The following is a 24,509-nucleotide window of genomic DNA, read 5'->3' on the forward strand; positions in this document are numbered from 1 at the left end:
ACGTGATCGTCATCGTCGCTCCCGGCCAGGGCTCGCAGAAGCCCGGCTTCCTCTCCCCCTGGCTCGAGCTGCCGGGCGTGCCCGAGCGGCTCGCCGCGCTCGGCGAGGCGGCCGGCGTCGACCTCGTGCAGCACGGCACGGTCAGCGACGCCGACACCATCCGCGACACGCTCGTCGCGCAGCCGCTCATCGTCGCCGCCGGCATCCTCGCGCTCGACGCGCTCGGCGAGAGCGCCAGCCTCGCGGGCGGCGTCGCCGGGCACTCCGTCGGCGAGATCACCGCCGCCGTGGCCGCGGGGGTGCTCGAGGCGGAGGACGCGATGGCGCTCGTCGGCGAGCGCGCGCGGGCGATGGCGGATGCGGCGGCCGAGACCCCGACGGGCATGGCCGCGGTGCTCGGGGCCGACGAGGCCGCGCTCGAGGCCCGGCTCGCCGAGCTCGGCCTGCAGCCGGCCAACTACAACGGCGGCGGGCAGATCGTCGTCGCCGGCGCGCTCGACGCGCTCGCGGCCCTCGCCGAGGCGCCGCCCGAGCGCGCGCGGGTCATCCCGCTGCAGACCGCGGGCGCGTTCCACACGAGCTACATGGCGCCGGCCGTCGAGCGCTTCCGCGCGCGCGCCGCCGCCACTCGGGCCTCCGACCCGACCACCACCCTCTGGACGAACCGGGACGGCAGCGCCGTCGCATCCGGCACCGACTTCCTCGACCTGGTCGTCGGCCAGGTCTCGAGCCCGGTGCGCTGGGACCGCTGCACGGCCGCCTTCCAGGAGGCCGGCGTCACGGGCATCGTCGAGCTCGCCCCCGCCGGCGCGCTCGTCGGGCTCGCGAAGCGCGGCCTGCGCGGCGTGCCCGCGGTCGGCATCACCACCCCCGACGACCTGCCCGCAGCCATCCGGCTGCTCGAGAGCGGAGCCGCAGCATGACCACCCTCGCAAGCCTCCCCACCCGCGCCGGGTCGCACATCCTCTCCGTGGGCGCCGCCCGCGGCGAGGTCGTGGTGCCGAACGAGGAGCTCGTCGGCCCGATCGACTCCTCCGACGAGTGGATCCGTCAGCGCACCGGCATCGTCACGCGCGTGCGCGCCGGCGAGGGCGTGCAGGCGGTCGACCTCGCCGAGACCGCCTCGCGCGAGGCGCTCGAGCGCGCGGGCCTGACCGGCTCGCAGATCGACGCGGTCATCGTCTCGACGATCAGCAACACCGTGCAGACGCCCTCGATGGCGGCCCTGCTCACCGAGCGGTTGGGCGCCACCCCCGCCCCCGCGTTCGACATCTCCGCCGCCTGCGCCGGCTACGCCTACGGCGTCGCCCAGGCCGACGCGCTCGTGCGCAGCGGCATGGCCGAGCACGTGCTGGTCGTGGGCGTCGAGAAGCTCTCCGAGATCATCGACCCGACCGACCGCTCGATCAGCTTCCTGCTCGGCGACGGCGCGGGCGCCGTCGTGATCGGCGCCGCCGACGAGCCGGGCATCAGCCCTTCGGTGTGGGGCTCCGACGGCTCCCACTGGGAGACCATCCGGATGACCAACTCGCTCGGCTCGATGCGCGACGGCGAGCCGTGGCCGACGCTGCGCCAGGACGGCCAGAAGGTCTTCCGCTGGGCGGTGTGGGAGATGGCGAAGAAGGCGCGCGAGGCGCTCGACGCCGCCGGCGTCGAGCCGGCCGACCTCGCCGCGTTCATCCCGCACCAGGCGAACATGCGCATCATCGACGAGTTCGCGAAGCAGCTGCAGCTGCCCGACTCCGTCGTCATCGCCCGCGACATCGCGACGACCGGCAACACGTCGGCCGCGTCGATCCCCCTCGCGATGCACCGCATCCTCGAGGAGCACCCTGAGCTGTCGGGCGGGCTGGCGCTGCAGATCGGCTTCGGCGCGGGCCTCGTATACGGCGCCCAGGTCGTGGTCCTCCCCTAGACTGCAACCCGTCCACCAGACAGAAGGAGACAACCCGATGGCTTACACCAAGGACGAGGTCCTGGCAGGGCTCGCCGACCTCGTGAACGACGAGACCGGCATCGCGACCGAGAACGTGCAGCTCGAGAAGTCGTTCACCGACGACCTCGACATCGACTCGATCTCGATGATGACGATCGTCGTGAACGCCGAGGAGAAGTTCGACGTGAAGATCCCGGACGACGAGGTCAAGAACCTCAAGACCGTCCAGGACGCCGTCGACTACATCACGGGCGCCCAGGCGGCCTGAGCCCCCACGGGCCGAGACCACGCGTGCGGCCGGGCGACCGGCCGCACGCTGCATCTGCGAGGAGAGCCATGACGAAGAAGATCGTCATCACCGGCATCGGCGCCACGTCGCCGCTCGGCGGCACCGCCCGCGAGAGCTGGGAGGCGCTGCTCGCCGGGGACTCCGGCGCGCGCAGCCTGGAGCACGACTGGGTGGCCACGTACGACCTGCCGGTCACGTTCGCCGCCGAGGCGAAGGTGCGCCCCGACACGGTGCTCGAGCGCCCCGTCGCCAAGCGCCTCGACCCGTCGAGCCAGCTCGCGCTCGTCGCGGCCAAGGAGGCCTTCGCCGACGCCGGCTCCCCCGACGTGCCCTCCGAGCGTCTCGGTGTCGACTTCTCGACCGGCATCGGCGGCGTCTGGACGCTGCTCGACGCGTGGGACACGCTGCGCGAGAAGGGCCCGCGGCGCGTCATGCCGATGACGGTGCCCATGCTCATGCCGAACGCCCCCGCCGCGGCCGTCTCCATGCACTTCGAGGCTCGCGCCTACGCCCGCACGGTCGCCTCCGCGTGCGCCTCGAGCACCGAGGCCATCGCGAACGCCTACGAGCACCTGCAGGCCGGCCTGGCCGACGTCGTGATCGCCGGCGGCAGCGAGTCGGCGATCCACCCGATCACCATCGCCTCCTTCGCCTCCATGCAGGCGCTCTCGCGCCGCAACGACGACCCTGCCACCGCATCCCGCCCCTACGACGTCACCCGCGACGGGTTCGTCATGGGCGAGGGCGCGGCGGCGCTCGTGCTCGAGACCGAGGAGCATGCGCTCGCGCGCGGCGCCCGCATCTACGCCGAGCTCGCCGGCGGCGGCGTGACCGCCGACTCGCACCACATCACGGCCCCCGAGCCCGAGGGCCTCGGCGCGAGCCGTGCCGTGCAGCTCGCGCTCGACGCGGCCGGCGCGACCGCCGACGACGTGACCCACATCAACGCGCACGCGACGTCGACGCCCGTCGGCGACGTCGCCGAGGTGCGCGCGATGCACCGCATCTTCGGCGAGCGCATCCGCGAGATCCCCGTCTCGGCCACGAAGGCCGCCCACGGCCACCTGCTCGGCGGCACGGGTGCGCTCGAGGCGATGTTCGCGACGCTCGCGATCGTCGAGCGCCAGGCGCCCCCGACGATCAACGTCACCGAGCAGGACCCGGACGCGCCGCTGCGCATCTCGCCCGAGCCGATGCCGCTCGGCGACGAGCCGCAGCTCGTGATCTCGAACTCGTTCGGGTTCGGCGGCCACAACGCGGTGATCGCGATCCGCTCGGTCTGACGCCGGCCGCGCCGACGCCGAGGGCCCCGCTGTACGCAGCGGGGCCCTCAGCCGTTCCGGGGAGTCGCGCCGCGGCTCAGCCGACGCGGTGCAGCCAGACGACGGGCGACGCGTCGGAGGCGTGCCGGTAGGCCTCGAGGTCGCGGTCCCACGGGCCGCCCATGGCGTCGTCGAGCTCGGCGAGCAGGGCGCGCGCGTCGGGGCCCGCGGCCTCGATGGCGGCGCGGATGCGGTCCTCGGGCACGACGACGGAGCCTGCGGCGTCGATGCGCGCGGCTGTGATGCCGAGCTGCGGCGCGTGCATCCAGCGCATGCCGTCGGAGCCCGGCACCGGATCCTCGGTGACCTCGAAGCGCACGTCGCGCCAGCCGGCGAGGGCACTCGCGATCGCCGCGCCCGTGCCGACCGGTCCCGACCAGTGCACCTCGCTGCGCTCGGCGCCGGGCTCCGCGGGCTGGCTCTGCCAGACGAATCGGAGCGCGTCGCCGACGGCGCTGCCGACGGCCCACTCGAGGTGGGTGCGCAGGGCGCGCTGGGACGCGTGGATCCAGACGACCCCCGTCGTGGTCGCGGGACGTCGTCTGAGCGTGTTCGCAGCAGTCATCGTCTCTCCCTCGTTCGATACGACTTCCCCATCGGTCGAACGATCCGGACGATGCCAGCGATCCTCTCATACGCCTGCCGGGAGTGACAACCGTGTCATTCCCCGGGCGCGGTCACCCCTCGCCGAAGGCGGGCCGCCGCTCCCCCGCGCGGATCGGGAACGGGAGCCGGTTGCCCGCCGGCGGCATCGGGCAGTTGAACTGGTCGCTCATCGCGCACGGCGGCACGATGGCCCGGTTGAAGTCGAGGTCGACCGAGCCGTCGTGGCGCGGCTTCACGAACAGGAAGCGGCCCACCTCGTAGGTCTCGTCGCCCGTGGTGGCGTCGGCGAAGACGATCTGGAGGCTGTCGCCGTCGGGCAGCGCCAGCAGCTCGACCTCGGCGCCGTCGTGCTCGAAGCGGATCGTGCCGGGCGAGACGGCCCGGCGGAGCGAGCCGCCCTGCGTCTTGCCGTGCTCGAACTCGACGCCGCCCTCGACCGGCTCGAAGGTGCCGTGCTTCACCCACGCGGGGTCGAAGTCGTAGGCCTCGATGCCGGTGAAGCCGCGCTCGTCGGCGGCCTCGGCGTCCCACACGCGCAGCGCGAAGCGGCCGTGGAAGTCGGGACCGATCACGAACGCGGTGCGCCGGTCGTCGAAGCGCACCGAGCTGGGTGTCATGGAGTCGTGGCTGTAGACGATCGCGTCGCCGTCGACGGTCTGGCCGTCGACGATGATCCCGGCCGACGCATCCGCCGTCACCTGCAGGCCGTCGGCGGTGGGCGACGGCGCCCACGTGCCCGGCACGCCCTCGATCGAGGTGGGCTCGGAGACCCACGCGGTCGTCACGAGCGCGATCGCGCCCTGCGGGCCGCGCACGCCCTGATCCCGCTTCTGGCGGAACGCGGCGTAGGCGCTGCGGGCGTCGTCGTCGGCGGCCGGCTCGGCAGTCTCGGTCATGCCTCCACCCTACCGACGGGTGCCGACGCCGACTCCCGGACCGGAGGCGCCGGGCGCTCGCCCGATGTCAGGCGCCGGCCGTAGGGTCGCACCATGGACGCCCTCGCCGCGCTCGGCCTCATCCTCCCGCCCGACGTGCCGCCCGAGCGCATCGTGCCGCTCGCCCGCGCCGCCGAGGGCGTCGGCGTCGGCGAGGTGTGGCTGTGGGAGGACTGCTTCGCCGAGTCGGGCGTGTCGCCCGCGGCCGCCGTCCTCGCGGCCACCGAGCGGCTGCGCGTCGGGCTCGGGCTCATGCCGGTGCCGCTGCGCGCCGTGGCCCTGACCGCGATGGAGGTCGCGACGCTCGCGCGCATGTTCCCCGGCCGCTTCCTGCCCGGCATCGGCCACGGCGTGCTCGAGTGGATGGGGCAGGCGGGCGTGCGCGCCGCGTCGCCGCTCACGCTGCTGCGCGAGCACGCCGAGGCGCTGCGGGCGCTGCTCGCCGGCGACGAGCTGTCGGTCGACGGCCGCTACGTGCAGCTCGACCGCGTGCAGCTGCGGTGGCCGCCGGCCGAGGTGCCGCCGCTGCTCATCGGCGGCGGCGGGCCCAAGACCCTCGCGCTCGCGGGCGAGCTCGGCGACGGCGTGATCCTCGCCGGCGACCTGGGCGATCCCGCCGCCGTCGACACGACGCGCGCGGCGGTCCAGACCGTGCGCGCCGCGCGCGAGACCGCCGGACTCGCCGCGCCGGCCGCGATCGTGCAGTTCGCGCAGGTGCCGGCGGATGCGTCGGCAGACGAGGTCGCGCGGCTCGCGGCCGCGCTCGCGCAGGCGGGCGCGACGAGCGTGCCGCTGCTGGCGCTCGAGCGCGACGGCCGGCCGGCGACCGGCGAGGGCATCGAGCGCCTCGCCCGCACCATCGCGGCGCTGCGCCACTGAGCCCCTGAGCGCGGGCGCGCCGCCTCAGCTGTTGCGGCCGCGGGCTGCCACGCGCCACGTGGCCGACGGCTCGGCGTCGCCCGCGCGGTCGAAGACGTGCAGCTCGTCGACGAGGTTCACGGCCATGCACACGTGGTTCGGCACCAGCCGCACCCTCGCGCCGAGCGGCGGGAGCGCATCCCCCTCCCCCAGCTCCGCGACCGCGTGGTGCTCGCTCAGCTGCACGATGCGCGCGTCGGGGTGGTCGAGCAGCCGCCCGTGCCCCGTGGCCCAGGGGGCGCGATCGGGGCCGAGCACCTTCGATCCCGCGTCGAGCACGAGCCTCCCGCCGGCATGCGAGACGACGGTGGCGTGCGCGGTCAGCGCGATCTCGGCCGCGTCCATCGCGCCCAGCTCCCACTGCTGCGCGTCGCCGAAGACGGTCACGCCGGGCCGCAGCTCGGTGACCGGCGAGTCGAGCTCGAGCGCGGCCGCGAAGCTCGGCGTCGAGCCGCCCGAGACCACGAGCGGCGTCGCGCCGGCCGCGCGCATGCCGTGCACGGCGACGGTGAGCGCCTCGGCCTCCTGGCGGGCGGCCTCCGCGCGGGCGCCCGGTGCGTACGCGTGGCCGGGGAACGCGAACACGCCCTCCACCTCGATGCCGGCCTGCACCGCCGCCGCGGCCACCGCGCCCGCCTCGGTCGGCGCGCAGCCGGATCGGTGGTGGCCGGCATCGACCTCGACCCGCACGGCGATGCGCCCGGCGAGGCCGGCCCGCGCGACGCGCTCGACGGCGGCGACCGAGTCGACGCCGATCGAGATCGCGGCGCCGCGGGCGGCGAGGGCGCTGAGGCGCGCCGCGCGCGGCGGGTCGATCCACAGCGGGTAGGCGATGCAGAGGTCGTCGAGCCCGGCGGCGGCGAAGACCTCGGCCTCGCCGATCGTGGCCACCGCGAGCCCGTGCGCCCCCGCCGCCACCTGCATCCGGCCGATCTCGATCGTCTTGTGGGTCTTGGCGTGGGGCCGGAGCGCGAGGCCGCGCGCCGACGCGGCGTCGGCCACGCGCGCGATGTTGGCCTGCATCCGCTCGAGGTCGACGGCGAGGTACGGCGTGGTCGGCGGCATGGCTCGATGCTAGGCCGCGGCACGCCCGCGGCGGCATCTTGACCGCGCCAGGGGCCAGGCGGATCATGAGAGCCACCGGGCCGAAGGAGCACAGGATGCAGGCCGTCAGGAAGTCCATCCGAGGGCCGCTGGCGGTCGCCGCCGTCGCCGCCCTCCTGCTGTCGCCGGCGCTGCCGGCCGTCGCCGCGGAGCCCGACCGTCAGGTCGTCGCGCGCGGCTCCGAGTGGCACGTCGCCGGCGGCCCCACGTTCACCTACGGGCGCAGCTCCGACGTGCAGGTGATGGGCGACTGGGACGACAACGGGTCCCGCACCCCGGGCGTCTTCCGCGCGGGCACCTGGTACCTGCGCAACAGCCTGAGCGGCGGCTCGGCCGACATCGTCGTCTCCTTCGGCAGGGACGGCGACAAGCCCGTCGTCGGCGACTGGGACGGCGACGGCCGCACCGGGATCGGCATCGTGCGCGGTGGCACGTGGCACCTGCGCAGCAGCCTCTCGAGCGGGGTCGCCGAGACGAGCTTCTCGTTCGGCCGGCCGGGCGACACGCCGGTCGCGGGCGATTGGGACGGCGCGGCGGGCGACGGCATCGGCGTCGTGCGCGCGGGCGGCTGGTACCTGCGGAACGCCGCGAGCGGCGGCGGCGCCGACCTCGCCTTCGGCTACGGCATGGCGGGCGACATCCCGGTGACGGGCGACTGGAACGGCGACGGCCGCACCGGCATCGGCGTCGTGCGCGGCACGACCTGGTACCTCAAGGAGGTGCCGGGCTCCGGCGCGGCGACGCGCTCGTCGATCTACGGGCGCTGCGGCGACGGGGTGCTCAGCACGCACTCGGCCCGCACCGAGCCCGGCGTGCCGCTGTCCTTCGGCGGCACGGAGTGGACAGAGCTGCCGACGTCGCAGCGGGTCGTCGCGCTCACCTTCGACGCGGGGGCCAACGCGAACGCGGTCGCGTCGATCCTGTCGACGCTCCGCTCGACCGACACGCCCGCGACGTTCTTCCTCACGGGCGCCTGGGCGCAGTCGTTCCCGGCCCGCGCGGCCGAGATCGGGCGCGACTACCCCATCGGCAACCACACGCAGACGCATCCCGACCTCACGACGCTCTCGAGCGCCGCGGTGCGGTCGCAGATCGTCTCGGCCGACACCTCCATCCGCGCGACGGCCGGCGTCGACCCGCGGCCCTGGTTCCGCTTCCCGTTCGGGGCGAGGGATGCGCGGACGCAGTCGATCATGACGTGCCTCGACTACGGCTCGGTGCGGTGGACCGTCGACACGCTCGGCTGGCAGGGCACCTCGGGCGGCCAGAGCTCGACGACGGTGCTGAACCGGGTGCTCGCGAACCTGCAGCCCGGCGAGATCGTGCTCATGCACGTCGGCTCGCACCCGACCGACGGCAGCACGCTCGACGCGGATGCGCTGCCGGCCATCATCCGCGAGGTCGAGTCGCGCGGCTACCGCTTCGTCGACCTGGACGACTTCCGCTGACCGGCGACGGCGGCGCGGCCGGGGAGGGCCGCGCCGCCGTCGCGCCGGGTCAGCAGCGGTTGCGGCGCTGCTCGGCGACCGCGGGCGTCGCCATGCAGGTCTCGCCGTTGCCCTCGACCGACGTGGTGACGACCGGTGCGCCGGGCGCCTCGGTGTCGACGACGAGCGGGTCGATCATTGCGCTCGTCACGGTCACGATCGCGGCCGCGGCCTCGACGGCCGTCTCGACCTGCTGCCGGGTGGTGCCGTCGACGGCGGTGACGATCGGCGCGATCGGGTCGCACTCGACGTCGGCCTCGTCGGCCCCGGGGCGCACGCCGGTCGTGACGACCGGGGTGCCGGGCACCAGCGCGTCCGTCACCTCGGGCGTGCCCGCGGCCGTCGTCACGGCGTCGCTCGACGAGACGAACGTGGGCACTTCCGTGCCGCGCGGGAACCCGTAGACCGCCGTCGTGACGGTGGTCGTCGTCGTGGTCGGCTGCGTCGTGGTCCGCGTGCGCTCGGTCTGCTGCGTCGTCTCCGTGTCGATGAGGGTCGCGTAGGTCGTCGTCGTGCACGACTGGCGCGGCTGGGTGGTCGTGAAGACCTCGGTCCAGGGCGTGGTCGTGGTGATGAGCGTCTCGCGCGGCTGCGTGGTCGTCGTGACGAGCTCTCGCGACGTGGTGGTGGTCGTGACGACGGTCGTCGGCGTCGTGACGGTCGTCAGCACCGCGCGCTCGCACCGCTCGACGGGCCTCGCGGCGCGCGCGTCGTTCACCTGCCGACAGTCGATCGTCGTCGGCGCCTGCGTCGTCGTCGACGCGCCCAGCACGGTGCGGTCGGTCGAGCTCGGGGTGCCGAGCACGACGACGTCCTCGCTCGTCGAGGGGGCCGCGTCGCGCTCCTCCTCGGTGACGACCGGGGTGCCGGGGCGCTCGGTGCGCTCGACGGTCGCCTCGCCCGCGTCGCGCTCGTCGATCGCGACCGACGGATCGGGCTGCCGCACGGGCGGCGACGTGTCGACGGTGACGGCGTCGCCGACGGGGCGGTCGGCACTGTAGGAGACGCTCGGCTCGCCGGACGGGACGTCGGCGACGACGACCGTGCTGATGACGGTGCAGACCTGGTTGGCGCCGTTGCCGCTGAGGGTGCCGCCAAGGGCGGATCAGGCGATCTGGCGGTCGGCCGGGCCGGCGTGCGCGGGCGCGACGCTGGTCAGAGCCAGTGCCAGGCCGACCGCGGTCGCGGCCAGCAGGGAGGGAACACGCATGGGGACTCTCTTCTCGCGCTTGTACCCCGCAGGCGCGGGATGGGGCGACCGTACGTGCTCGCGGGCGCGAAGGAGCGGGCTCGGGGGCGATCCTGCGCAACCCCTCGACGTGGACTAGGAACAGTGTTCGCATTGGGGATGCGGCCAGGGGTAGTGTCGCGCTCCATGGACATGCTCACGGGCGAGCAGATCGCCGCAGCCGACCTGACCGACTGGCGCAAGCTCGCGCAGGGGCTCCACGCCCGCTACCTGGTGGACGGCTTCAGCGCCGGCGCGCGCTTCGTCGCGGCGGTGGGCGAGGCCGGCGACGCGGTCGGGCACCACCCGAGCGTCGCGATCGGGCACGGCCACGTCGACCTGAAGCTCAGCAGCGACGACGCGGTCTACCGCGACGGCGAGGGCACCGAGCACCTCGTCGAGTGGGTGACGCAGCAGGACGTCGAGCTCGCGCGGCGCATCACCGAGGTCGCCGCCGAGCATCGGCTCGCGGCCGACCCCGCCTCGGTCAGCGTCATCGAGCTGGGCCTCGACACCGCGCAGTCGGCCGCGATCGCGCCCGTCTGGGCGGCACTCCTCACCGGTCGCGCCGACGCGCAGGGCCACGGCTCCCCGAGCGACGAGATCCGGGATGCGGCGGGCCGGGTGCCGAACCTCTGGTTCGGCGACGCGCTCGAGCATGCAGGCTCGCGGCAGCGATTCCACCTCGAGGTCTACGTCGCGCCCGAAGCTGCCCAGGAGCGCATCGCCGGGGCCCTCGCCGCAGGTGGCACCGTCGTCGACGACAGCGACGCGCCCTCCCTCACCGTGATCGCCGACCAAGACGGCAACCAGGGCGTCATCTGCATCGACGCCTCCGCCACGAACCGGTAGGGCGGACGGGACTTGCATGCCGGTCCGGTGGACCGGCATGCATCAGGCAGCGTCCGGCTCGACCGTAGGGCGGACGGGACTTGAACCCGTGACCGAGGGATTATGAGTCCCCTGCTCTGACCAGCTGAGCTACCGCCCCGAGGCCTCCCGGCCCATCCGCCGATCCTAGTCGGCGAGCTCCACGCGGGTCTCGGGGTCGCGGATGTCCTCGCCGCGGTAGAGGCGCTCGAAGGCGGTGATCGTCGTCTCGATGTCGTGCGGCGCGACGATCTCGAGGCTGTGGCGCTGGAACGCGCCGTACTCCTCGTCGCTCAGGCGCAGCACGCGCTCGAGCTTCTCGGCCATGTCGGTCGCGTCGTCGGGCCGGAAGAGCCAGCCGTTCGCGCCGTCGCGCACGAGGTGCGGCAGCGCCATCGCGTCGGCGGCGACGACCGGCAGGCCCGTCGCCATCGCCTCCATCGTCGCGATCGACTGCAGCTCGGCGGTCGACGGCATCGCGAAGACCTCGGCGGCGCGCAGCCGCTCGCGCAGCTCCGTGTCGCTCACGAACCCCGTCAGGGTGACGCGGTCGGCGACGTGCAGGTCGCGGGCGAGCGCGGCGAGCTCGTCGATCTGGTCGCCGCCGCCGACGATGTCGAGGTGCCAGTCGAGGTCATCGGGCAGCTGCGCGACGGCCCGCACGAGGGTGTCGAGCCGCTTCTCGGTCGTCACGCGGCCGACGAAGACGATGCGGCCGTGCTGGCGCTCGGGGTTGGGCGCGTACTCGTCGCCCGGCAGGCCGCACGAGATCGCGTGCACGCCGGTGAGCCCGGTCTTGCGCTCGAGGTAGTCGGCGCTGCGGCGCGTCGGCGTCGTGACGACGTCGCACCGGCCGAAGACCGTCGCCGCGTCGCCCCAGGCGAAGTCGACCGCGGGCGCGTGCAGGGCGCGCGGGATGTTGGAGTGATCCATCAGGTTCTCGAACATCAGGTGGTTCGTGCCGATGACGCGGATGCCGCGCTTCTTGGCCTCGGTCGAGAACGCGCGGCCGAGCACGAGGTGCGACTGGAAGTGCACGACGTCGGGCCGCAGCGCGTCGAGCAGCGACGCCGCGTTCTGCCAGACCCGCCACGGCGACGCGAAGCGCAGCCACTCGTGGCCCGGGTACAGCAGCGACCGCAGGCGGTGCACGCTGAAGCGCTGGCCCTCGTGCTCCTCGACGCGCGTGCCGTGGCGGCCGCGGCCGAGCGCCGACGCGACGACATGCACCTCGTGCCCGCGGGCGGTGAGGCGCGCGGCGAGCCGGGTGGTGAACTTCGCGGCGCCGTTGACGTCGGGCGCGAACGTGTCGGTGGCGATGAGGATGCGCAGGGGCCGGTCGGTCATTGGTCCTCCTCGGGCGCTGTCGACAGCGTCCGGATCTGTGGGTGGTGCCTGGCGAGCTGGAGGACGCCCGTGACGGCGATCGCTCCTGCGGCGGCGAACACGATGATGGCCCACGGCGGGGTCGCCGAGGCCTCGCCGAGCACCGTGACGCCGATGAGCACGGCGACGAGCGGGTCGATGACGGTGAGTCCGGCGATGACGAGGTCGGGCGGTCCGGAGGCGTGCGCGAGCTGCACGGCGTAGCTGCCGACGAGCATCGCGATCACGAGCGCGACGGCGCACACGATCGTGAGCCAGTCGAACTGGCTGGAGATGATGCGGTTGATGACGATCTTCGAGAGCGTCACCACGAAGCCGTAGAGCACGCCGGCGGCCAGGATGTAGAAGAACGCGTTCGCGCGGTGCCGGAACCACCACCAGGCGGCGCCGAGCCCGGCGAGCGCGACGACGAGCAGGGCGAGCACCGTCAGCAGCTGCTGGTCGCGGATGGGCCGCTCGACGGCGAAGATGGCCGCCACGGTGACGAAGATGCCGATGCCCGTCAGGCACAGCGCGATCGCCCGGATCGTGCGGTGGTCGAGCCGGATGCCGGCCAGGCGTGCGTTGAGGATGGCGGTGACCACGAGCGCGACGGCGCCCAGCGGCTGCACGACGATGAGCGGCGCGAGGGCGAGCGCGCCCAGCTGCATGACGATCGCCAGGCCGAGCAGCAGCGTGCCCACGACCCAGGCGGGGTTGCGCACGAGGCGCAGCATCGCCGAGCCGCCGAGGTGGGCGCCGCGCTGGTCGCCGCCCTCGAAGTGGCCGACGCCGCGGTGCTGGAACTGCGTGCCCACCGACAGGAACACCGCTCCCACGATCGCGACCGGGATCCCGAGCGCCTGCATCGGCGTCAGCGAGATCTCTGCGGCGAGATCGTCGAGGGCGGTGAAGAGCACCCGATGAACCTACCGCCGCAGCCGTCGATACCCTGGACGACATGACCGTTCTGCCCATCTGCATCACGGGCGAGCCCGTCCTCCACCGCGTCGCCGACCCCGTGCGCGCCTTCGACGACGAGCTGGCCGCGCTGGTCGCCGACATGTTCGCCACCATGGAGGCCGCGCCCGGCGTCGGCCTCGCCGCCCCGCAGATCGGGCTCGCGAAGCGCCTGTTCGTCTACGACTGGACCGACGCCGACGGCGTCCGCACGCGCGGCGTCGCCGCGAACCCGGAGCTGTGGATCTCGCCGCTGCCCGTCGGCCTCCCCGACGAGGACGACGAGGAGGGCTGCCTCTCCATCCCCGGCGAGCGCTTCGCGCTGCTGCGCGCCGAGCGCGCGCTGCTGCGGGCCCAGGACGAGCGCGGCGAGCACTACGAGCTCGAGGCCTCCGGGTGGCTCGCGCGCATCCTGCAGCACGAGTTCGACCACCTGAACGGCATCCTCTACGCCGACCGGCTGGATGCGTTCGGCACGAAGGGCGTGCAGAAGGCGATCAAGCGCAACAAGTGGGGCGTCGAGGGGCTCACGTGGATGCCGGGCGAGGACGACCTCGAGGGCTGAGGCGCCCGCCGATGTGACCCCCGCCCGGACGGGATGCTACGCTTGTCGTCGCTCCCGCAGCGATCCTCGATAGCTCAATTGGCAGAGCAGCCGGCTGTTAACCGGCAGGTTGATGGTTCGAGTCCATCTCGGGGAGCGAGAAGGCCCCGCCGAACGGCGGGGCCTTTGCCGTGGTCGGGCCCGGTACGCCGACGATGTCGGCTAGCGCGGAGCGATGCTCCGCGGGTTGATGGTTCGAGTCCATCTCGGGGAGCGAGAAGGCCCCGCCGAACGGCGGGGCCTTTGCCGTGCCAGCGGGGTTCGAGGGCGCACGGCGAGGTTCTTGCCGTTCCTGCAGGGATCCGCGCTACGGTGCCAGCATCACGCCCGCTCGAGCCTGGAGCATCGATGTCGCTTCTCCCCCGCCGCCCGCGCCTCGCGCCGCTCGTCCTCACCGCCGCGGCCGCGCTCGCGCTCGCCGGCTGCGTGCCGCTCCCGCCCGACCTGCCGCCCGTCATCGACGATCCCTCGCCGTCGGTGCCGCAGCCGAGCGAGCCGGCGCCCGCGCCGAGCGAGTCGACGGAGCCCGGCACCGATCCCGACGCCGGCGCGCTCCCCGAGCTGCTCGAGGTGGGCGACGTGCTCGAGCCCGGCACGCTGCCCGGCTGGGAGACGAGCATCATCACCGACGGCGCGTTCGCGCCGCAGCCCGACTCCGACTTCCCGCTCGGCCCGACCATCCACGTCGTCGAGAGCGCGACCGGCTGCACCTTCTGGGCCTACCAGGGCCAGCAGGACATCGACTCGACCGACGAGGTCGAGAGCTCCGAGGCGACGCTCGCCGCGCTCACCGACAGCTCGCCCGACGACTGGGACGCCGACACGTTCCAGCTCGCCCCCTCGGCGTCGCAGGGCGTCGCGGTGGTGCTGCTGTCGCTCTTCGAGGAGCGCGAGGACGGCTCGACCGAGGCGTGGTTCGCGCGCAACTTCCAGTCGAGCCAGACCACGAGCGCGATCCGCGCCGCGTGCGGTCCGGACACGGGCGGCATCGAGCACATCGACGAGGTCGTGCTCGAGCACTTCCAGATCAACTTCCTCGTGCCGTAGGCGCTACTCCGCGCGAAGCGACCGCCGCTCGCGCTCGAGGGCGAGCAGCTGCTCCTGCAGCTGCTTCGACGCCTCGGGGTCGGTGGCGCCGAGGCGCTGCAGGCTGCCGAGCAGCTCGGCCTTCCGCCGCAGGATGTCGCGGTCGACGAGCGAGCCGACGATGCCGCGCACGTAGGCGGTGACGCCCTCCTTCGACGTCTGCGGGATGGGCGACATCGCCAGCGCGCGCACGAGCGGCACGAGCTCGGCCGGCACCGCCTGCGCGACCCGCTCCGAGAAGTCGCTCGCCTCGAACGCGTCGAGCGTGGCCAGCACCCCGTCGCGCACGACCGCGAGCGACGGGTTCGCGACGTACGCGGAGGCGCCGCGCGCGGCCAGGTCGCGGCCGAGCACCGCCGGCTGCTGCAGCATCGCGGCGACCGCATCGCGCTCGAGCCGCGACGCCGGGTCGCGCTCGAGCTGGCCGAGCGCCACGTCGGCGGGCGGATGCGCGGGCGCGCCGCCGGGGCGGCCGGCGTCGCCCGCGCTCGGCGTGGGCCGCGGCCCCGCCTGCCGCACGGCGGCGCGCACCTCCTCGGGGCTCACGCCGAGCCAGCCGGCGACCGTGCGCATGTAGCCGTCGGCGAGCGCGCGGTCGCGGATCGACTGCAGCACCGGCGCCGCGCGCCGCATCGCCGCGACCCGCCCCTCGACGGTCTCGAGGTCGTGCTGGGCGACGATGCGGCGCAGCATGAACTCGAACAGCGGCCGCGGCTGCTGCACGAGCCGCCGCACGGCGTCGTCGCCGCGCTCGAGGCGCAGGTCGCACGGGTCGAGGCCCTCCGGCGGCACCGCGACGAAGGTCTGCGCCGCGAAGCGCTGCTCCTCGGCGAAGGTGCGGGCCGCCGCCTGCTGCCCAGCCTCGTCGGGGTCGAAGGTGAACACGACGCGGCCGAGCGCGCGGGTGTCGGTCGTCGAGACGTCGCCCAGCACGCGCCGCAGCACCTTGATGTGGTCGACGCCGAAGGCGGTGCCGCACGTCGCGACGGCGGTCGTGACGCCCGCGAGGTGGCACGCCATGACATCCGTGTAGCCCTCGACCACGACCGCCTCGTGGCCGCGCGCGATGTCGCGCTTCGCGAGGTCGAGCCCGTAGAGCACCTGGCTCTTGCGGAAGATGGGCGTCTCGGGCGAGTTGAGGTACTTCGGGCCCTTGTCGTCGTCGGCCAGGCGCCGTGCGCCGAACCCGACGGTCGCCCCGGCGACGTCGCGGATGGGCCAGATCAGCCGGCCGCGGAACCGGTCGTAGCTGCCGCGCTGGCCCTCGCTCAGCAGGCCCGCGCCGAGCAGCTCGGCCTCGGTGAAGCCGCGGCCGCGCAGGTGCGACTTCAGCGCGTCGAACGACGCGGGCGCGAAGCCCACGCCGAAGCGCTCGGCGGCGGCGAGGTCGAAGCCGCGCTCGCCGAGGAACCGCTGCCCGAGCGCCGCGCCCGGCGTCAGCAGCTGCTCGCGGAAGTACGCCTCGGCCGCCTTCGACGCCTCGAGCAGCCGCAGCCGCCCGCTCGTCTCCTCCTGCGGCTTGCCATCCTCGTAGTGGAGCGTGTAGCCGAGCTGCGCGGCGAAGCGCTCCACGGTCTCCTGGAACGACGTGTGGTCCATCGCCATCACGAACTGGAAGGCGTCGCCGTCCTCCCCGCAGCCGAAGCAGTGGTAGCGGCCCACGGCCGGCCGCACGTGGAACGACGGCGTGCGCTCGTCGTGGAACGGGCACAGCCCCTTCATGCTGCCGACGCCCGCGGTCTTCAGCGTGACGTGCTCGGCGACCACGTCGACGATCGAGATGCGCGAGCGCAGCTCGTCGATGTCCGCACGTCGGATCCGGCCCGCCATCGCTCCCCCCTTCAGTCCCCGACGTGGCGCTCGTGCCACGCGAAGGCGCCGCGGTCGGTGAGGCTCGCGACCTGGTCGACCACCACGCGGGCGCGCCCGGCGTCGTCGGATGCGGCGCGCCAGTCGTCGGCGTGGGCCCGGTCGAGCGCGGCGGGGCCGATGCGCAGCAGCGCGTCGCACAGCTCCTGCAGGATGCGGCGCTGGCTCGCGTAGATCGGCTGCCGGCGCTCGGCGAGGATGAAGCTCGCGGCCGTGCCCTTGAGCACCGCGATCTCGGCACGCACCTCGCGCGGCACCTCGACGGTGCCGCCGAAGCGCGCGAGCGGCCCCGAGTGGCTCTCGCGCGTCGCGCGGATCGCCGCGTTCGCGAACCGCCCGATGAGCTTCGACGTGAGGTTCTTGAGGCGCGCGTGGTCGACGCGCGAGCCGTCGAACGAGCGCAGCCACGTGTCGAGGTCGTCGAGGCGGTCGAAGGCGGCGAGCAGCTCGTCGCGCGTGTACTCCGGCCCCACCCACGTGAGCATCATCGAGACGAGCTCGTCGTGGCCGACGCGGCTCTGCAGCTTCGCCACGTCGACGTAGCCGCCGACCACGGCGTCCTCGAAGTCGTGCACCGAGTAGGCGATGTCGTCGGCGAGGTCCATCACCTGCGCCTCGATGCTCGGCCTGCCCTCGGGCGCCCCCAGGCGCATCCACTCGAACGCGTCGCGGTCGTCGGCGTAGAAGCCGAACTTCACCCGGCCGGATGCGTCGTGGACGTCGGTCGCGGCCGGCCACGGGTACTTGCACGCGGCGTCGACGCTCGCGCGCGTCAGGTTGAGCCCGTAGGGGCGGCCGTCGATCACCTTCGGCTCGAGCCGCGTGATGACGCGCAGCGTCTGCGCGTTGCCCTCGAAGCCGCCGATCGCCAGCGCCCACTCGTTGAGGCCCTTCTCGCCGTTGTGGCCGAAGGGCGGATGCCCGATGTCGTGGGCGAGGCACGCGGTGTCGACGACGTCGTGGTCGAGCCCGAGCTCGGCGGCGATCTCGCGGCCGATCTGCGCCACCTCGAGCGAGTGCGTCAAGCGGGTGCGGGAGTCGTCGAAGCCCATCGTGGGCGAGAGCACCTGCGTCTTCTGCCCGAGCCTCCGGAAGGCGCTCGAGTGGAGCAGCCGCGCCCGGTCGCGCGCGAAGTCGGTGCGCGCGGAGGTGTGCGTCTCGGGCAGCCAGCGCTCGACGTCGTGGTCGCCGTACCCCTTCGGCGCCGCGCGGCGCGGCTCAGCCGCCACGGGTGTCGCTCTCGTCCTCGATGAGCGCCGCACGCTGCGCGGCGCTCAGCTCGGGGCTGTCGAGCCAGCCGTCGGGCAGCGCCGGGCGCCGGGGGCTGCCGGCGCGGCCGCGCTGCCCCTCGATGCCCTCGGCCCGGTAGGGCACGTCGCGGTCGAGGCCGCCGAGCAGCTCGTCGAGGTGCGCGAGCGACTCGACCGCCGCGAGCGCGCGGCGCGCGTCGCCGCCGACGGGGTAGCCCTTGAAGTACCAGGCGACGTGCTTGCGGATGTCGCGGCAGGCGCGGTCCTCCTCGCCGAAGAACTCGACCAGCAGCTCCGCATGCCGGCGGAACGCATCCGCCACCTGCCCGAGGCTCGGCCGGTGCCGGGCGTCGCTGCCGGCGAACGCGGCCGCGAGGTCGCCGAAGAGCCACGGGCGGCCGAGGCAGCCGCGGCCGACCACGACGCCGTCGACGCCCGTCTCGCGCACCATCCGCAGCGCATCCTCGGCCTGCCAGATGTCGCCGTTGCCGAGCACCGGGATGGAGGTCACCGCCTCCTTGAGGCGCGCGATCGCGGCCCAGTCGGCGGTGCCCGAGTAGTGCTGCGCGGCGGTACGACCGTGCAGGGCGACTGCCGCCACGCCGGCGTCCTCGGCGATGCGCCCGGCGTCGAGGTAGGTGAGGTGGTCGTCGTCGATGCCCTTCCGCATCTTGACGGTCACCGGGATGCCGCCGGCGCGCTCGACGGCGCGGCGCACGATCGCGCCGAACAGCTCGCGCTTCCACGGCAGCGCGCTGCCGCCGCCGCGGCGCGTGACCTTCGGCACCGGGCAGCCGAAGTTGAGGTCGATGTGGTCCGCGCGGTCCTCGTCGACGAGGATGCCGACGGCCTGCTCGACCGTGCGCGGGTCGACGCCGTACAGCTGCACCGACCGCGGCGTCTCGGACTCGTGGTGGCTGATGAGGCGCATCGTCTCGGGCGTGCGCTCGACGAGCGCGCGCGAGGTGATCATCTCGCTCACGTACAGCCCGGCGCCGAACTCGCGGCACAGTCGCCGGAAGGCGGTGTTCGTGATGCCGGCCATGGGCGCGAGCACGACCGGCGTGTCGAGGGCGATGGGCCCGATCGACAGCGCCGGGGTCGTGCTCACGGTGCTCGTCACGCTCCGACGAGCCCCTGGGCCAGGTGCGCCTCGAGGTCGTCGATCGCGACGCGGGTCTGCGCCATCGAGTCGCGCTCGCGCACGGTCACCGCGCCGTCCTCGAGCGAGTCGAAGTCGACGGTGACGCAGTACGGCGTGCCGACCTCGTCCTGCCGGCGGTAGCGGCGGCCGATCGCGCCGGCGTCGTCGAAGTCGATCGCCCAGAGCTTGCGCAGCCGCGCGGCGATGTCGCGGGCGAGCGGCGAGAGCTGCTCGTTGCGCGACAGCGGCAGCACCGCGACCTTGACGGGCGCGAGGCGCGGGTCGAGCCGGAGCACGGTGCGGGTGTCGGTGCCGCCCTTGCTGTTGGGCACCTCCTCCTCCTCGTAGGCGTCGACGAGGAACGCCATCAGGCTGCGCGTGAGGCCGAAGGACGGCTCGATGACGTACGGCGTGTAGCGCTCGCCGGTGGCCTGGTCGAAGTAGACGAGGTCCTTGCCGGAGGCCTCCGAGTGCGACGAGAGGTCGAAGTCGGTGCGGTTCGCGATGCCCATGAGCTCGCCCCACTCCGAGCCCTGGAAGCCGAAGCGGTACTCGACGTCGATCGTGCCGGCCGAGTAGTGCGCGCGCTCCTCCTCGGGCACGTCGAAGCGGCGCATGTTCGCCGGGTCGACGCCGAGGTCGACGAACCAGTCCCAGCACGCCTCGACCCAGCGGTCGAACCACGCGGGGGCCTCGTCGGGATGCGTGAAGTACTCGATCTCCATCTGCTCGAACTCGCGCGTGCGGAAGATGAAGTTGCCGGGCGTGATCTCGTTGCGGAAGGCCTTGCCGACCTGGCCGATGCCGAACGGCGGCTTCTTGCGCGAGACGGTGAGCACGTTCGAGAAGTTCACGAAGATGCCCTGCGCGGTCTCGGGGCGCAGGTAGTGCTGGCCCGCCTCGTTGTCGACCGGGCCGAGGTACGTCTTCATGAGGCCCGAGAAGAGCTGCGGCTCGGTCCACTTGCCCGTCGTGCCGCAGTCGGGGCACGTGATCTCGTCCATCGAGGCGGCGGCGCGGCCCTTCTTCGCCTCGTAGGCCTCCTCGAGGTGGTCCTGGCGGTGGCGCTTGTGGCACTGCAAGCACTCGACCAGGGGGTCGGTGAACGTGGCGACGTGGCCGGATGCGTGCCACACGGCCGACGGCAGGATGATCGACGAGTCGAGGCCCACCATGTCGTCGCGCCCCTGCACGAACGTCTTCCACCACTGGCACTTGATGTTCTCCTTGAGCGCCACGCCGAGGGGGCCGTAGTCCCACGCCGACCGGGAGCCGCCGTAGATCTCGCCCGCCTGGAACACGAAGCCACGGCGCTTCGCGAGGTTGATGACGGCGTCGAGTCGGTTCTGGGCCACGGATGCTCCTCGGTATCGGCCGGGCGCCCCTGGCTGGGGCGCGGCACGTGAACCTCGATTCTACCGAGCGGGCGAGGCGCTCCCGGTCGCTGTGCCTCGCGCATGTGGGCGATGCGCGGATGCGGTGCTGGGATAGGGTCGAGGCTTGGGGCGCGAGCGCCCCGAAGGACTCGGCGAGGAGGGCCGATGCAGAGCGATGAGCAGCGAGAGCTCTATGGCGCCTGGGCCGAGCGCTGGCCCGCGGACGCGGCCGAGCTCCTCGACGGCTACTCCGGCACCTGGTGGATCGGCGGCGGCTGGGCCCTCGACCGCGCGCTCGAGCGCAGCCGCCCGCACGGCGACATCGACCTCGTCATCCCCCGCAGCGAGCTGAGCCTGCTGCGCGGCTGGCTCGGCGGCAAGTGGCAGCTGTGGTGCGCCTTCCAGGGCGCGCTGAAGCCGCTCCTCCCCCACGACTCCGACGTGCTGCCGCTCGGCACCACGAGCATCTGGCTGCGCCGCAGCGCCTACGGGCAGTGGGAGTACGAGGTGCTGCTCGACCCGAGCGACAGCGAGTCCTGGCGCTTCCGCCGCGACACCGCCGTCACGATGCCGCTCGACGACGCGCTGATGGCGGTCGACGGCATCCGCTACGCCAAGCCGCAGATCGTGCTCGCGTACGCCGCCGCCGAGCAGGCCGACGTCGCGTGGCTCGACGAGGCGCTGCCGGCCCTTGACGCCGAGGCCCGCGCGTGGCTCGCCGAGCGCATCGCCGAGGACCACCCCTGGCGCAAGCGCCTGCTCGCCGCGGGCTGAGCGCCGCTCAGCCGGTCGGCTGCGGCGCGTCGACCGCGCCGCCGAAGCGCCGGTCGCGCCCCGTGTACTGGTCGAGCGCGTGCCACAGGTCGCGCCGCGTGAAGTCGGGCCACAGCCGGTCGAGGAAGACCATCTCGGCGTAGGCGCCCTGCAGCGTGAGGAAGTTCGAGATGCGCTGCTCGCCGGAGGAGCGGATGTAGAGGTCGACGTCCGGCACGTCCGGGTTGTACATGCGGCTGCGCACGAGCCGGTCGTCGACGGCGGAGGGCTTGAGCCGCCCGGCCGCGACGTCCTCGGCGATCGAGCGCACCGCATCCGCGATCTCGTGCGTGCCCCCGTAGTTCACGCACATCTGCAGCGTCATCGCCGTGTTGCCGGCGGTGCGCCGCTCGGCCTCCTCGAGCTCGCGGATCACCGACGGCCACAGGCGCGGCCGGCGCCCCGCCCACCGCACCCGCACGCCCCACGCGTCGAGCTGGTCGCGCTGGCGACGCAGCACGTCCTTGTTGAAGCCCATGAGGAAGCGCACCTCGTCGGGGCTGCGCTTCCAGTTCTCGGTCGAGAAGGCGTAGACCGACAGGTGCTGCACCCCGACCTGCAGGGCGCCCGCGACGACGTCGAGCAGGCGCTCCTCGCCGGCTGCGTGCCCCTGCGTGCGCGTGAGGCCGCGGGCGTTCGCCCAGCGCCCGTTGCCGTCCATGATGATCGCGACGTGCGCGGGCAGGCTGCCGGCCGGGTACGCGGGCGGCTGCTCGCCCGTCCAGTCGATGGGCCGCGTCTCGCTCACCTGGCTCCTCGGTCGACGTGCTCGAGCGAGCGCAGGCCGCGCTCGAGGTGCCACTGCACGTAGGCGCCGACGGCACCGGATGCGCGGGTCCGGACGCCCTGCGGGGTCGCCTCGGCCGCGGCCCAGTCGCCCGTGAGCAGGGCGCCGAGGAGCGCGAGCGTCGGCTCGTCGATGCGCATCGCCCCGGGCGGCGCCGCGTGGTCGGCGACCATGCCGCCGAGCTGCGGCACGAACGCGCGATGCGGTCCCGGCTCGCCCGTGACGGCGCAGTCGGCGAACGACGGCGCCCAGCCGGCGACCGAGAGGGCGCGCAGCAGGTACGAGTCGAGCGTCAGCGACGGGTCGTGCTCGCCGCGCGAGAGCGACCGCAGCGCACCCACGAGCAGCAGGTACTGCTGGCGCGAGCCGTCCTCGTCGGTGAGCCGGTCGGCGGTCTCGACCATCGCGGTCGCGGCGGTGTAGCTGCGGTAGTCGGCGACGATGACCGGCGCGTAGGAGCCGAGGGTCACCGCTTGCGTGACGATGTCGAGGCTGCGGCCGACCGCGAGCTGCAGGTCGGCGACCATGAACGGCTCGAGCCGGCCGCCGAACCGCGACGAGGTGCGCCGCACGCCGCGCGCGACCGCCCGCACCTTGCCGTGCTCGCGCGTCAGCAGCGTGACGATGCGGTCGGCCTCCCCCAGCTGGTGGGTGCGGAGGACGACTCCCTCGTCGCGGTAGGTCGGCACGGGTCAGCCGACCGGGATCGCCCTGCGGTCGTGGATGCGGAGGCCCCGGTTGACGCCCGAGACGATCGCGCGCAGCGCCGCCGAGGTCGAGCTCGGGTCGAGGCCGACGCCCCAGACACGCTCGCCGGCGACCTCGAGCTCGATGTAGGCGGCGGCCGTCGCGTCGGAGCTCGCGCCCATCGTGTGCTCGACGTAGTCGGTGAGCGTCACCTCGACGTCCTCCTCGCGCAGCAGCGACAGCATCGCGTCGATCGGCCCGTTGCCGGCGGCGCGCACCTCGCGGACGCTCTCGCCGTCGCGGAGCCGCGCCGTGAGGGTCGTCGCGCCGTCGTTCGAGGAGGTCGTCTCGAACGCCACCAGCTCGAAGCGGCCCCACCGCTCAGCCGCGGTGTGGGGTCCGGCGGGCAGGTACTCGTCGGTGAAGATGTGCCAGATGTCGGCGCTCGAGACCTCGCCGCCCTCGCTGTCGGTGCGGGACTGCACGATGTTCGACAGCTCGATCTGCAGGCGTCGCGGCAGGTCGAGCCCGTGGTCGGACTTCAGCAGGTAGGCGACGCCGCCCTTGCCCGACTGCGAGTTCACGCGGATGACGGCCTCGTAGCTGCGGCCGACGTCCTTCGGGTCGATCGGCAGGTACGGCACGGCCCACGGGATCTCGTCGACGCTCCGGCCCTGCGCTGCGGCGTCCGCGGCCATCCGCTCGAAGCCCTTCTTGATCGCGTCCTGGTGCGATCCCGAGAACGCGGTGTAGACGAGGTCGCCGGCCCACGGGCTGCGCTCGTGCACCTTCAGCTGGTTGCAGTGCTCGGCGACGCGGCGGATCCCGTCGAGGTCGGAGAAGTCGATCTCGGGGTCGATGCCCTGCGTGAGCAGGTTGAGGCCCAGCGCGACGAGGTCGACGTTGCCGGTGCGCTCGCCGTTGCCGAACAGGCAGCCCTCGATGCGGTCCGCGCCGGCCATGTAGCCGAGCTCGGCCGCGGCGACACCCGTGCCGCGGTCGTTGTGCGGGTGCAGCGACAGGATGACCGACTCGCGCCGCGCCAGGTGGCGGTGCATCCACTCGATCGAGTCGGCGTAGACGTTGGGGGTCGCCATCTCGACGGTCGCCGGCAGGTTGATGATGACGGGCCGCTCGGGGCGCGCGTCGAGCACCTCGATGATCGCGTTGCAGACCTCGAGCGCGTAGTCGAGCTCGGTGCCGGTGTACGACTCGGGGCTGTACTCGTAGAAGACCTGCGTGCCGCTCAGCATGCCCTCGAGCTCGAGGCACAGCTTCGCGCCGTCGATCGCGATCTGCTTCACGCCCTCGCGGTCGGAGCGGAACACCACGTCGCGCTGCAGCGCGCTCGTGGAGTTGTAGATGTGCACGATCGCCTGCTTCGCGCCGTCGATCGACTCGAAGGTGCGGCGGATGAGGTGGTCGCGGCACTGCGTCAGCACCTGGATGGTGACGTCGTCGGGGATGAGCCGCTCGTCGATGAGCTTGCGCACGAAGTCGAAGTCGGTCTGGCTCGCCGACGGGAAGCCGACCTCGATCTCCTTGTAGCCCATCCGCACCAGCAGCTGGAACATCTCGAGCTTGCGGTCGGGCGTCATCGGGTCGATGAGCGCCTGGTTGCCGTCGCGCAGGTCGACGGCGCACCAGCGGGGCGCGCGCTCGATGCGCTTGGAGGGCCACGTGCGGTCGGGCAGGTCGACCTTGATCTGCTCGTGGTAGGGGGTGTAGCGGTGCGCCGGCATCCCGGACGGCTGCTGCATGTTCTTCATCGATCGCTCCTGTCGCTTGCTCCTGAAGTCCGGGCAGGACGACCTCCGCGACGAGGAAGCCCGGGGTTCAGGCCTCGTCGCGGCGAGGAAGGAGCAGCACGCTC

Annotated in this window: 23 protein-coding genes and 2 tRNA genes; 11 read left to right on the forward strand and 14 right to left on the reverse strand. The window is 73.5% G+C overall.

Annotation, left to right across the window (positions count from 1 at the left end):
• The first annotated feature begins 2 nt into the window (after nucleotides 1-2).
• The 4 genes from MU522_RS11920 to MU522_RS11935 all read left to right on the forward strand — a co-directional run bounded on the left by MU522_RS11920 (nucleotide 3) and on the right by MU522_RS11935 (nucleotide 3,508).
• Nucleotides 3-923 (forward strand): ACP S-malonyltransferase, encoded by a 921-nt coding sequence (locus MU522_RS11920; protein WP_246991271.1) that lies wholly within the window; start codon nucleotides 3-5, stop codon nucleotides 921-923.
• Nucleotides 920-1,915: a beta-ketoacyl-ACP synthase III gene (locus MU522_RS11925; protein ID WP_246991273.1), complete on the forward strand. Its 996-nt coding sequence runs from the start codon at nucleotides 920-922 to the stop codon at nucleotides 1,913-1,915. The genes MU522_RS11920 and MU522_RS11925 overlap by 4 nt, the downstream gene beginning before the upstream one ends.
• Before the next feature lie 37 nt (nucleotides 1,916-1,952).
• On the forward strand, nucleotides 1,953-2,204 hold the full coding sequence (locus tag MU522_RS11930; protein ID WP_128188656.1) for an acyl carrier protein: 252 nt from the start codon (nucleotides 1,953-1,955) through the stop codon (nucleotides 2,202-2,204).
• 68 nt (nucleotides 2,205-2,272) lie between these two features.
• Complete coding sequence (locus MU522_RS11935) at nucleotides 2,273-3,508, forward strand: beta-ketoacyl-[acyl-carrier-protein] synthase family protein (protein ID WP_246991275.1); 1,236 nt, start codon at nucleotides 2,273-2,275, stop codon at nucleotides 3,506-3,508.
• A 76-nt stretch (nucleotides 3,509-3,584) separates the two neighbouring features.
• Here the strand turns inward: MU522_RS11935 and MU522_RS11940 are convergent, their stop codons facing one another.
• Entirely contained in the window at nucleotides 3,585-4,112 is a 528-nt protein-coding gene (locus tag MU522_RS11940) for a DUF3145 family protein (RefSeq protein ID WP_128188654.1), read from the reverse strand.
• 112 nt (nucleotides 4,113-4,224) lie between these two features.
• Complete coding sequence (locus tag MU522_RS11945; protein ID WP_246991277.1) at nucleotides 4,225-5,049, reverse strand: DUF1684 domain-containing protein; 825 nt, start codon at nucleotides 5,047-5,049, stop codon at nucleotides 4,225-4,227.
• Nucleotides 5,050-5,142: 93 nt separating this feature from the next.
• Here MU522_RS11945 and MU522_RS11950 point away from each other — a divergent pair, with 93 nt between their 5' ends.
• Nucleotides 5,143-5,967 carry an LLM class flavin-dependent oxidoreductase gene (locus tag MU522_RS11950; RefSeq protein WP_246991279.1) on the forward strand — a complete coding sequence of 275 codons (825 nt, stop codon included), beginning with the start codon at nucleotides 5,143-5,145 and terminating at the stop codon, nucleotides 5,965-5,967.
• A 24-nt stretch (nucleotides 5,968-5,991) separates the two neighbouring features.
• Here the strand turns inward: MU522_RS11950 and MU522_RS11955 are convergent, their stop codons facing one another.
• Nucleotides 5,992-7,071 carry an alanine racemase gene (locus MU522_RS11955; protein WP_246991281.1) on the reverse strand — a complete coding sequence of 360 codons (1,080 nt, stop codon included), beginning with the start codon at nucleotides 7,069-7,071 and terminating at the stop codon, nucleotides 5,992-5,994.
• Between the two features lie 95 nt (nucleotides 7,072-7,166).
• Between MU522_RS11955 and MU522_RS11960 the strand changes: the two genes are divergently transcribed.
• The gene (locus MU522_RS11960) at nucleotides 7,167-8,558 is read left to right on the forward strand and encodes a polysaccharide deacetylase family protein (protein WP_246991283.1); all 1,392 of its coding nucleotides are present in this window, start codon (nucleotides 7,167-7,169) and stop codon (nucleotides 8,556-8,558) included.
• 49 nt (nucleotides 8,559-8,607) lie between these two features.
• Here MU522_RS11960 and MU522_RS11965 read toward each other — a convergent pair whose 3' ends face one another.
• Nucleotides 8,608-9,543 carry a hypothetical protein gene (locus tag MU522_RS11965; RefSeq protein ID WP_246991285.1) on the reverse strand — a complete coding sequence of 312 codons (936 nt, stop codon included), beginning with the start codon at nucleotides 9,541-9,543 and terminating at the stop codon, nucleotides 8,608-8,610.
• Nucleotides 9,544-9,972: 429 nt separating this feature from the next.
• Between MU522_RS11965 and MU522_RS11970 the strand changes: the two genes are divergently transcribed.
• Nucleotides 9,973-10,677, forward strand: a complete 705-nt coding sequence (locus MU522_RS11970; protein ID WP_246991287.1) for a VOC family protein — start codon at nucleotides 9,973-9,975, stop codon at nucleotides 10,675-10,677.
• A 65-nt stretch (nucleotides 10,678-10,742) separates the two neighbouring features.
• Here MU522_RS11970 and MU522_RS11975 read toward each other — a convergent pair.
• The 3 genes from MU522_RS11975 to MU522_RS11985 form a co-directional block, all read right to left on the reverse strand.
• Nucleotides 10,743-10,816, reverse strand: a tRNA-Ile gene (locus tag MU522_RS11975).
• Between the two features lie 26 nt (nucleotides 10,817-10,842).
• Nucleotides 10,843-12,042 (reverse strand): glycosyltransferase, encoded by a 1,200-nt coding sequence (locus MU522_RS11980; RefSeq protein WP_128188649.1) that lies wholly within the window; start codon nucleotides 12,040-12,042, stop codon nucleotides 10,843-10,845.
• Nucleotides 12,039-12,980: a DMT family transporter gene (locus tag MU522_RS11985; protein WP_240671257.1), complete on the reverse strand. Its 942-nt coding sequence runs from the start codon at nucleotides 12,978-12,980 to the stop codon at nucleotides 12,039-12,041. The genes MU522_RS11980 and MU522_RS11985 overlap by 4 nt, the downstream gene beginning before the upstream one ends.
• Nucleotides 12,981-13,021: 41 nt before the next feature.
• On the opposite strand from MU522_RS11985, the gene def reads away from it, so the two are divergent.
• The 3 genes from def to MU522_RS12000 all read left to right on the forward strand — a co-directional run bounded on the left by def (nucleotide 13,022) and on the right by MU522_RS12000 (nucleotide 14,671).
• On the forward strand, nucleotides 13,022-13,585 hold the full coding sequence (gene def / locus MU522_RS11990) for a peptide deformylase (protein WP_128188648.1): 564 nt from the start codon (nucleotides 13,022-13,024) through the stop codon (nucleotides 13,583-13,585).
• A gap of 63 nt (nucleotides 13,586-13,648) precedes the next feature.
• Nucleotides 13,649-13,721 (forward strand) — tRNA-Asn (locus tag MU522_RS11995).
• Between the two features lie 251 nt (nucleotides 13,722-13,972).
• Nucleotides 13,973-14,671: a hypothetical protein gene (locus MU522_RS12000; RefSeq protein ID WP_246991289.1), complete on the forward strand. Its 699-nt coding sequence runs from the start codon at nucleotides 13,973-13,975 to the stop codon at nucleotides 14,669-14,671.
• Between the two features lie 3 nt (nucleotides 14,672-14,674).
• Here MU522_RS12000 and dnaG read toward each other — a convergent pair whose 3' ends face one another.
• From dnaG to MU522_RS12020, 4 genes are read right to left on the reverse strand one after another with little or no spacing between them, the layout of a single operon-like run.
• The gene (dnaG, locus tag MU522_RS12005) at nucleotides 14,675-16,540 is read right to left on the reverse strand and encodes a DNA primase (RefSeq protein ID WP_246991291.1); all 1,866 of its coding nucleotides are present in this window, start codon (nucleotides 16,538-16,540) and stop codon (nucleotides 14,675-14,677) included.
• A gap of 11 nt (nucleotides 16,541-16,551) precedes the next feature.
• Complete coding sequence (locus tag MU522_RS12010; RefSeq protein ID WP_246991293.1) at nucleotides 16,552-17,808, reverse strand: deoxyguanosinetriphosphate triphosphohydrolase; 1,257 nt, start codon at nucleotides 17,806-17,808, stop codon at nucleotides 16,552-16,554.
• A complete protein-coding gene (dusB, locus tag MU522_RS12015; RefSeq protein ID WP_246991295.1) occupies nucleotides 17,798-18,952 on the reverse strand; it encodes a tRNA dihydrouridine synthase DusB in 1,155 nt (384 codons plus the stop codon). Before dusB ends, MU522_RS12010 begins: the two co-directional genes overlap by 11 nt.
• A complete protein-coding gene (locus tag MU522_RS12020) occupies nucleotides 18,949-20,328 on the reverse strand; it encodes a glycine--tRNA ligase (protein ID WP_246991297.1) in 1,380 nt (459 codons plus the stop codon). Before MU522_RS12020 ends, dusB begins: the two co-directional genes overlap by 4 nt.
• Before the next feature lie 186 nt (nucleotides 20,329-20,514).
• On the opposite strand from MU522_RS12020, the gene MU522_RS12025 reads away from it, so the two are divergent.
• Nucleotides 20,515-21,123 carry a hypothetical protein gene (locus tag MU522_RS12025; protein ID WP_146356342.1) on the forward strand — a complete coding sequence of 203 codons (609 nt, stop codon included), beginning with the start codon at nucleotides 20,515-20,517 and terminating at the stop codon, nucleotides 21,121-21,123.
• A 7-nt stretch (nucleotides 21,124-21,130) separates the two neighbouring features.
• Here the strand turns inward: MU522_RS12025 and MU522_RS12030 are convergent, their stop codons facing one another.
• The 3 genes from MU522_RS12030 to leuA are packed head-to-tail and all read right to left on the reverse strand — an operon-like array spanning nucleotide 21,131 to nucleotide 24,405.
• Nucleotides 21,131-21,910, reverse strand: coding sequence for an isoprenyl transferase (locus tag MU522_RS12030; RefSeq protein WP_146356344.1), 780 nt, complete (start codon nucleotides 21,908-21,910; stop codon nucleotides 21,131-21,133).
• Nucleotides 21,907-22,638 (reverse strand): DNA repair protein RecO, encoded by a 732-nt coding sequence (gene recO / locus MU522_RS12035; protein ID WP_128188640.1) that lies wholly within the window; start codon nucleotides 22,636-22,638, stop codon nucleotides 21,907-21,909. Before recO ends, MU522_RS12030 begins: the two co-directional genes overlap by 4 nt.
• 3 nt (nucleotides 22,639-22,641) lie before the next feature.
• Nucleotides 22,642-24,405: a 2-isopropylmalate synthase gene (gene leuA / locus MU522_RS12040; RefSeq protein ID WP_246991299.1), complete on the reverse strand. Its 1,764-nt coding sequence runs from the start codon at nucleotides 24,403-24,405 to the stop codon at nucleotides 22,642-22,644.
• Between the last annotated feature and the right edge of the window lie 104 nt (nucleotides 24,406-24,509).

Origin of the sequence: Agrococcus sp. SCSIO52902, from assembly GCF_022983135.1 — a bacterium.
In the GTDB taxonomy this organism is placed as follows: domain Bacteria; phylum Actinomycetota; class Actinomycetes; order Actinomycetales; family Microbacteriaceae; genus Agrococcus; species Agrococcus sediminis.

Coding starts and splice junctions, on each gene's coding strand:
- MU522_RS12000 (WP_246991289.1), top strand. CDS start 13,973: ATGTCGCTTCTCCCCCGCCGCCCGCGCCTCGCGCCGCTCGTCCTCACC.
- leuA (WP_246991299.1), bottom strand. CDS start 24,405: ATGAAGAACATGCAGCAGCCGTCCGGGATGCCGGCGCACCGCTACACC.
- MU522_RS11940 (WP_128188654.1), bottom strand. CDS start 4,112: ATGACTGCTGCGAACACGCTCAGACGACGTCCCGCGACCACGACGGGG.
- MU522_RS11945 (WP_246991277.1), bottom strand. CDS start 5,049: ATGACCGAGACTGCCGAGCCGGCCGCCGACGACGACGCCCGCAGCGCC.
- MU522_RS11960 (WP_246991283.1), top strand. CDS start 7,167: ATGCAGGCCGTCAGGAAGTCCATCCGAGGGCCGCTGGCGGTCGCCGCC.
- def (WP_128188648.1), top strand. CDS start 13,022: ATGACCGTTCTGCCCATCTGCATCACGGGCGAGCCCGTCCTCCACCGC.
- MU522_RS11980 (WP_128188649.1), bottom strand. CDS start 12,042: ATGACCGACCGGCCCCTGCGCATCCTCATCGCCACCGACACGTTCGCG.
- MU522_RS11950 (WP_246991279.1), top strand. CDS start 5,143: ATGGACGCCCTCGCCGCGCTCGGCCTCATCCTCCCGCCCGACGTGCCG.
- MU522_RS11970 (WP_246991287.1), top strand. CDS start 9,973: ATGGACATGCTCACGGGCGAGCAGATCGCCGCAGCCGACCTGACCGAC.
- MU522_RS11925 (WP_246991273.1), top strand. CDS start 920: ATGACCACCCTCGCAAGCCTCCCCACCCGCGCCGGGTCGCACATCCTC.
- MU522_RS11935 (WP_246991275.1), top strand. CDS start 2,273: ATGACGAAGAAGATCGTCATCACCGGCATCGGCGCCACGTCGCCGCTC.
- dnaG (WP_246991291.1), bottom strand. CDS start 16,540: ATGGCGGGCCGGATCCGACGTGCGGACATCGACGAGCTGCGCTCGCGC.
- MU522_RS11955 (WP_246991281.1), bottom strand. CDS start 7,071: ATGCCGCCGACCACGCCGTACCTCGCCGTCGACCTCGAGCGGATGCAG.
- MU522_RS11930 (WP_128188656.1), top strand. CDS start 1,953: ATGGCTTACACCAAGGACGAGGTCCTGGCAGGGCTCGCCGACCTCGTG.
- MU522_RS12025 (WP_146356342.1), top strand. CDS start 20,515: ATGCAGAGCGATGAGCAGCGAGAGCTCTATGGCGCCTGGGCCGAGCGC.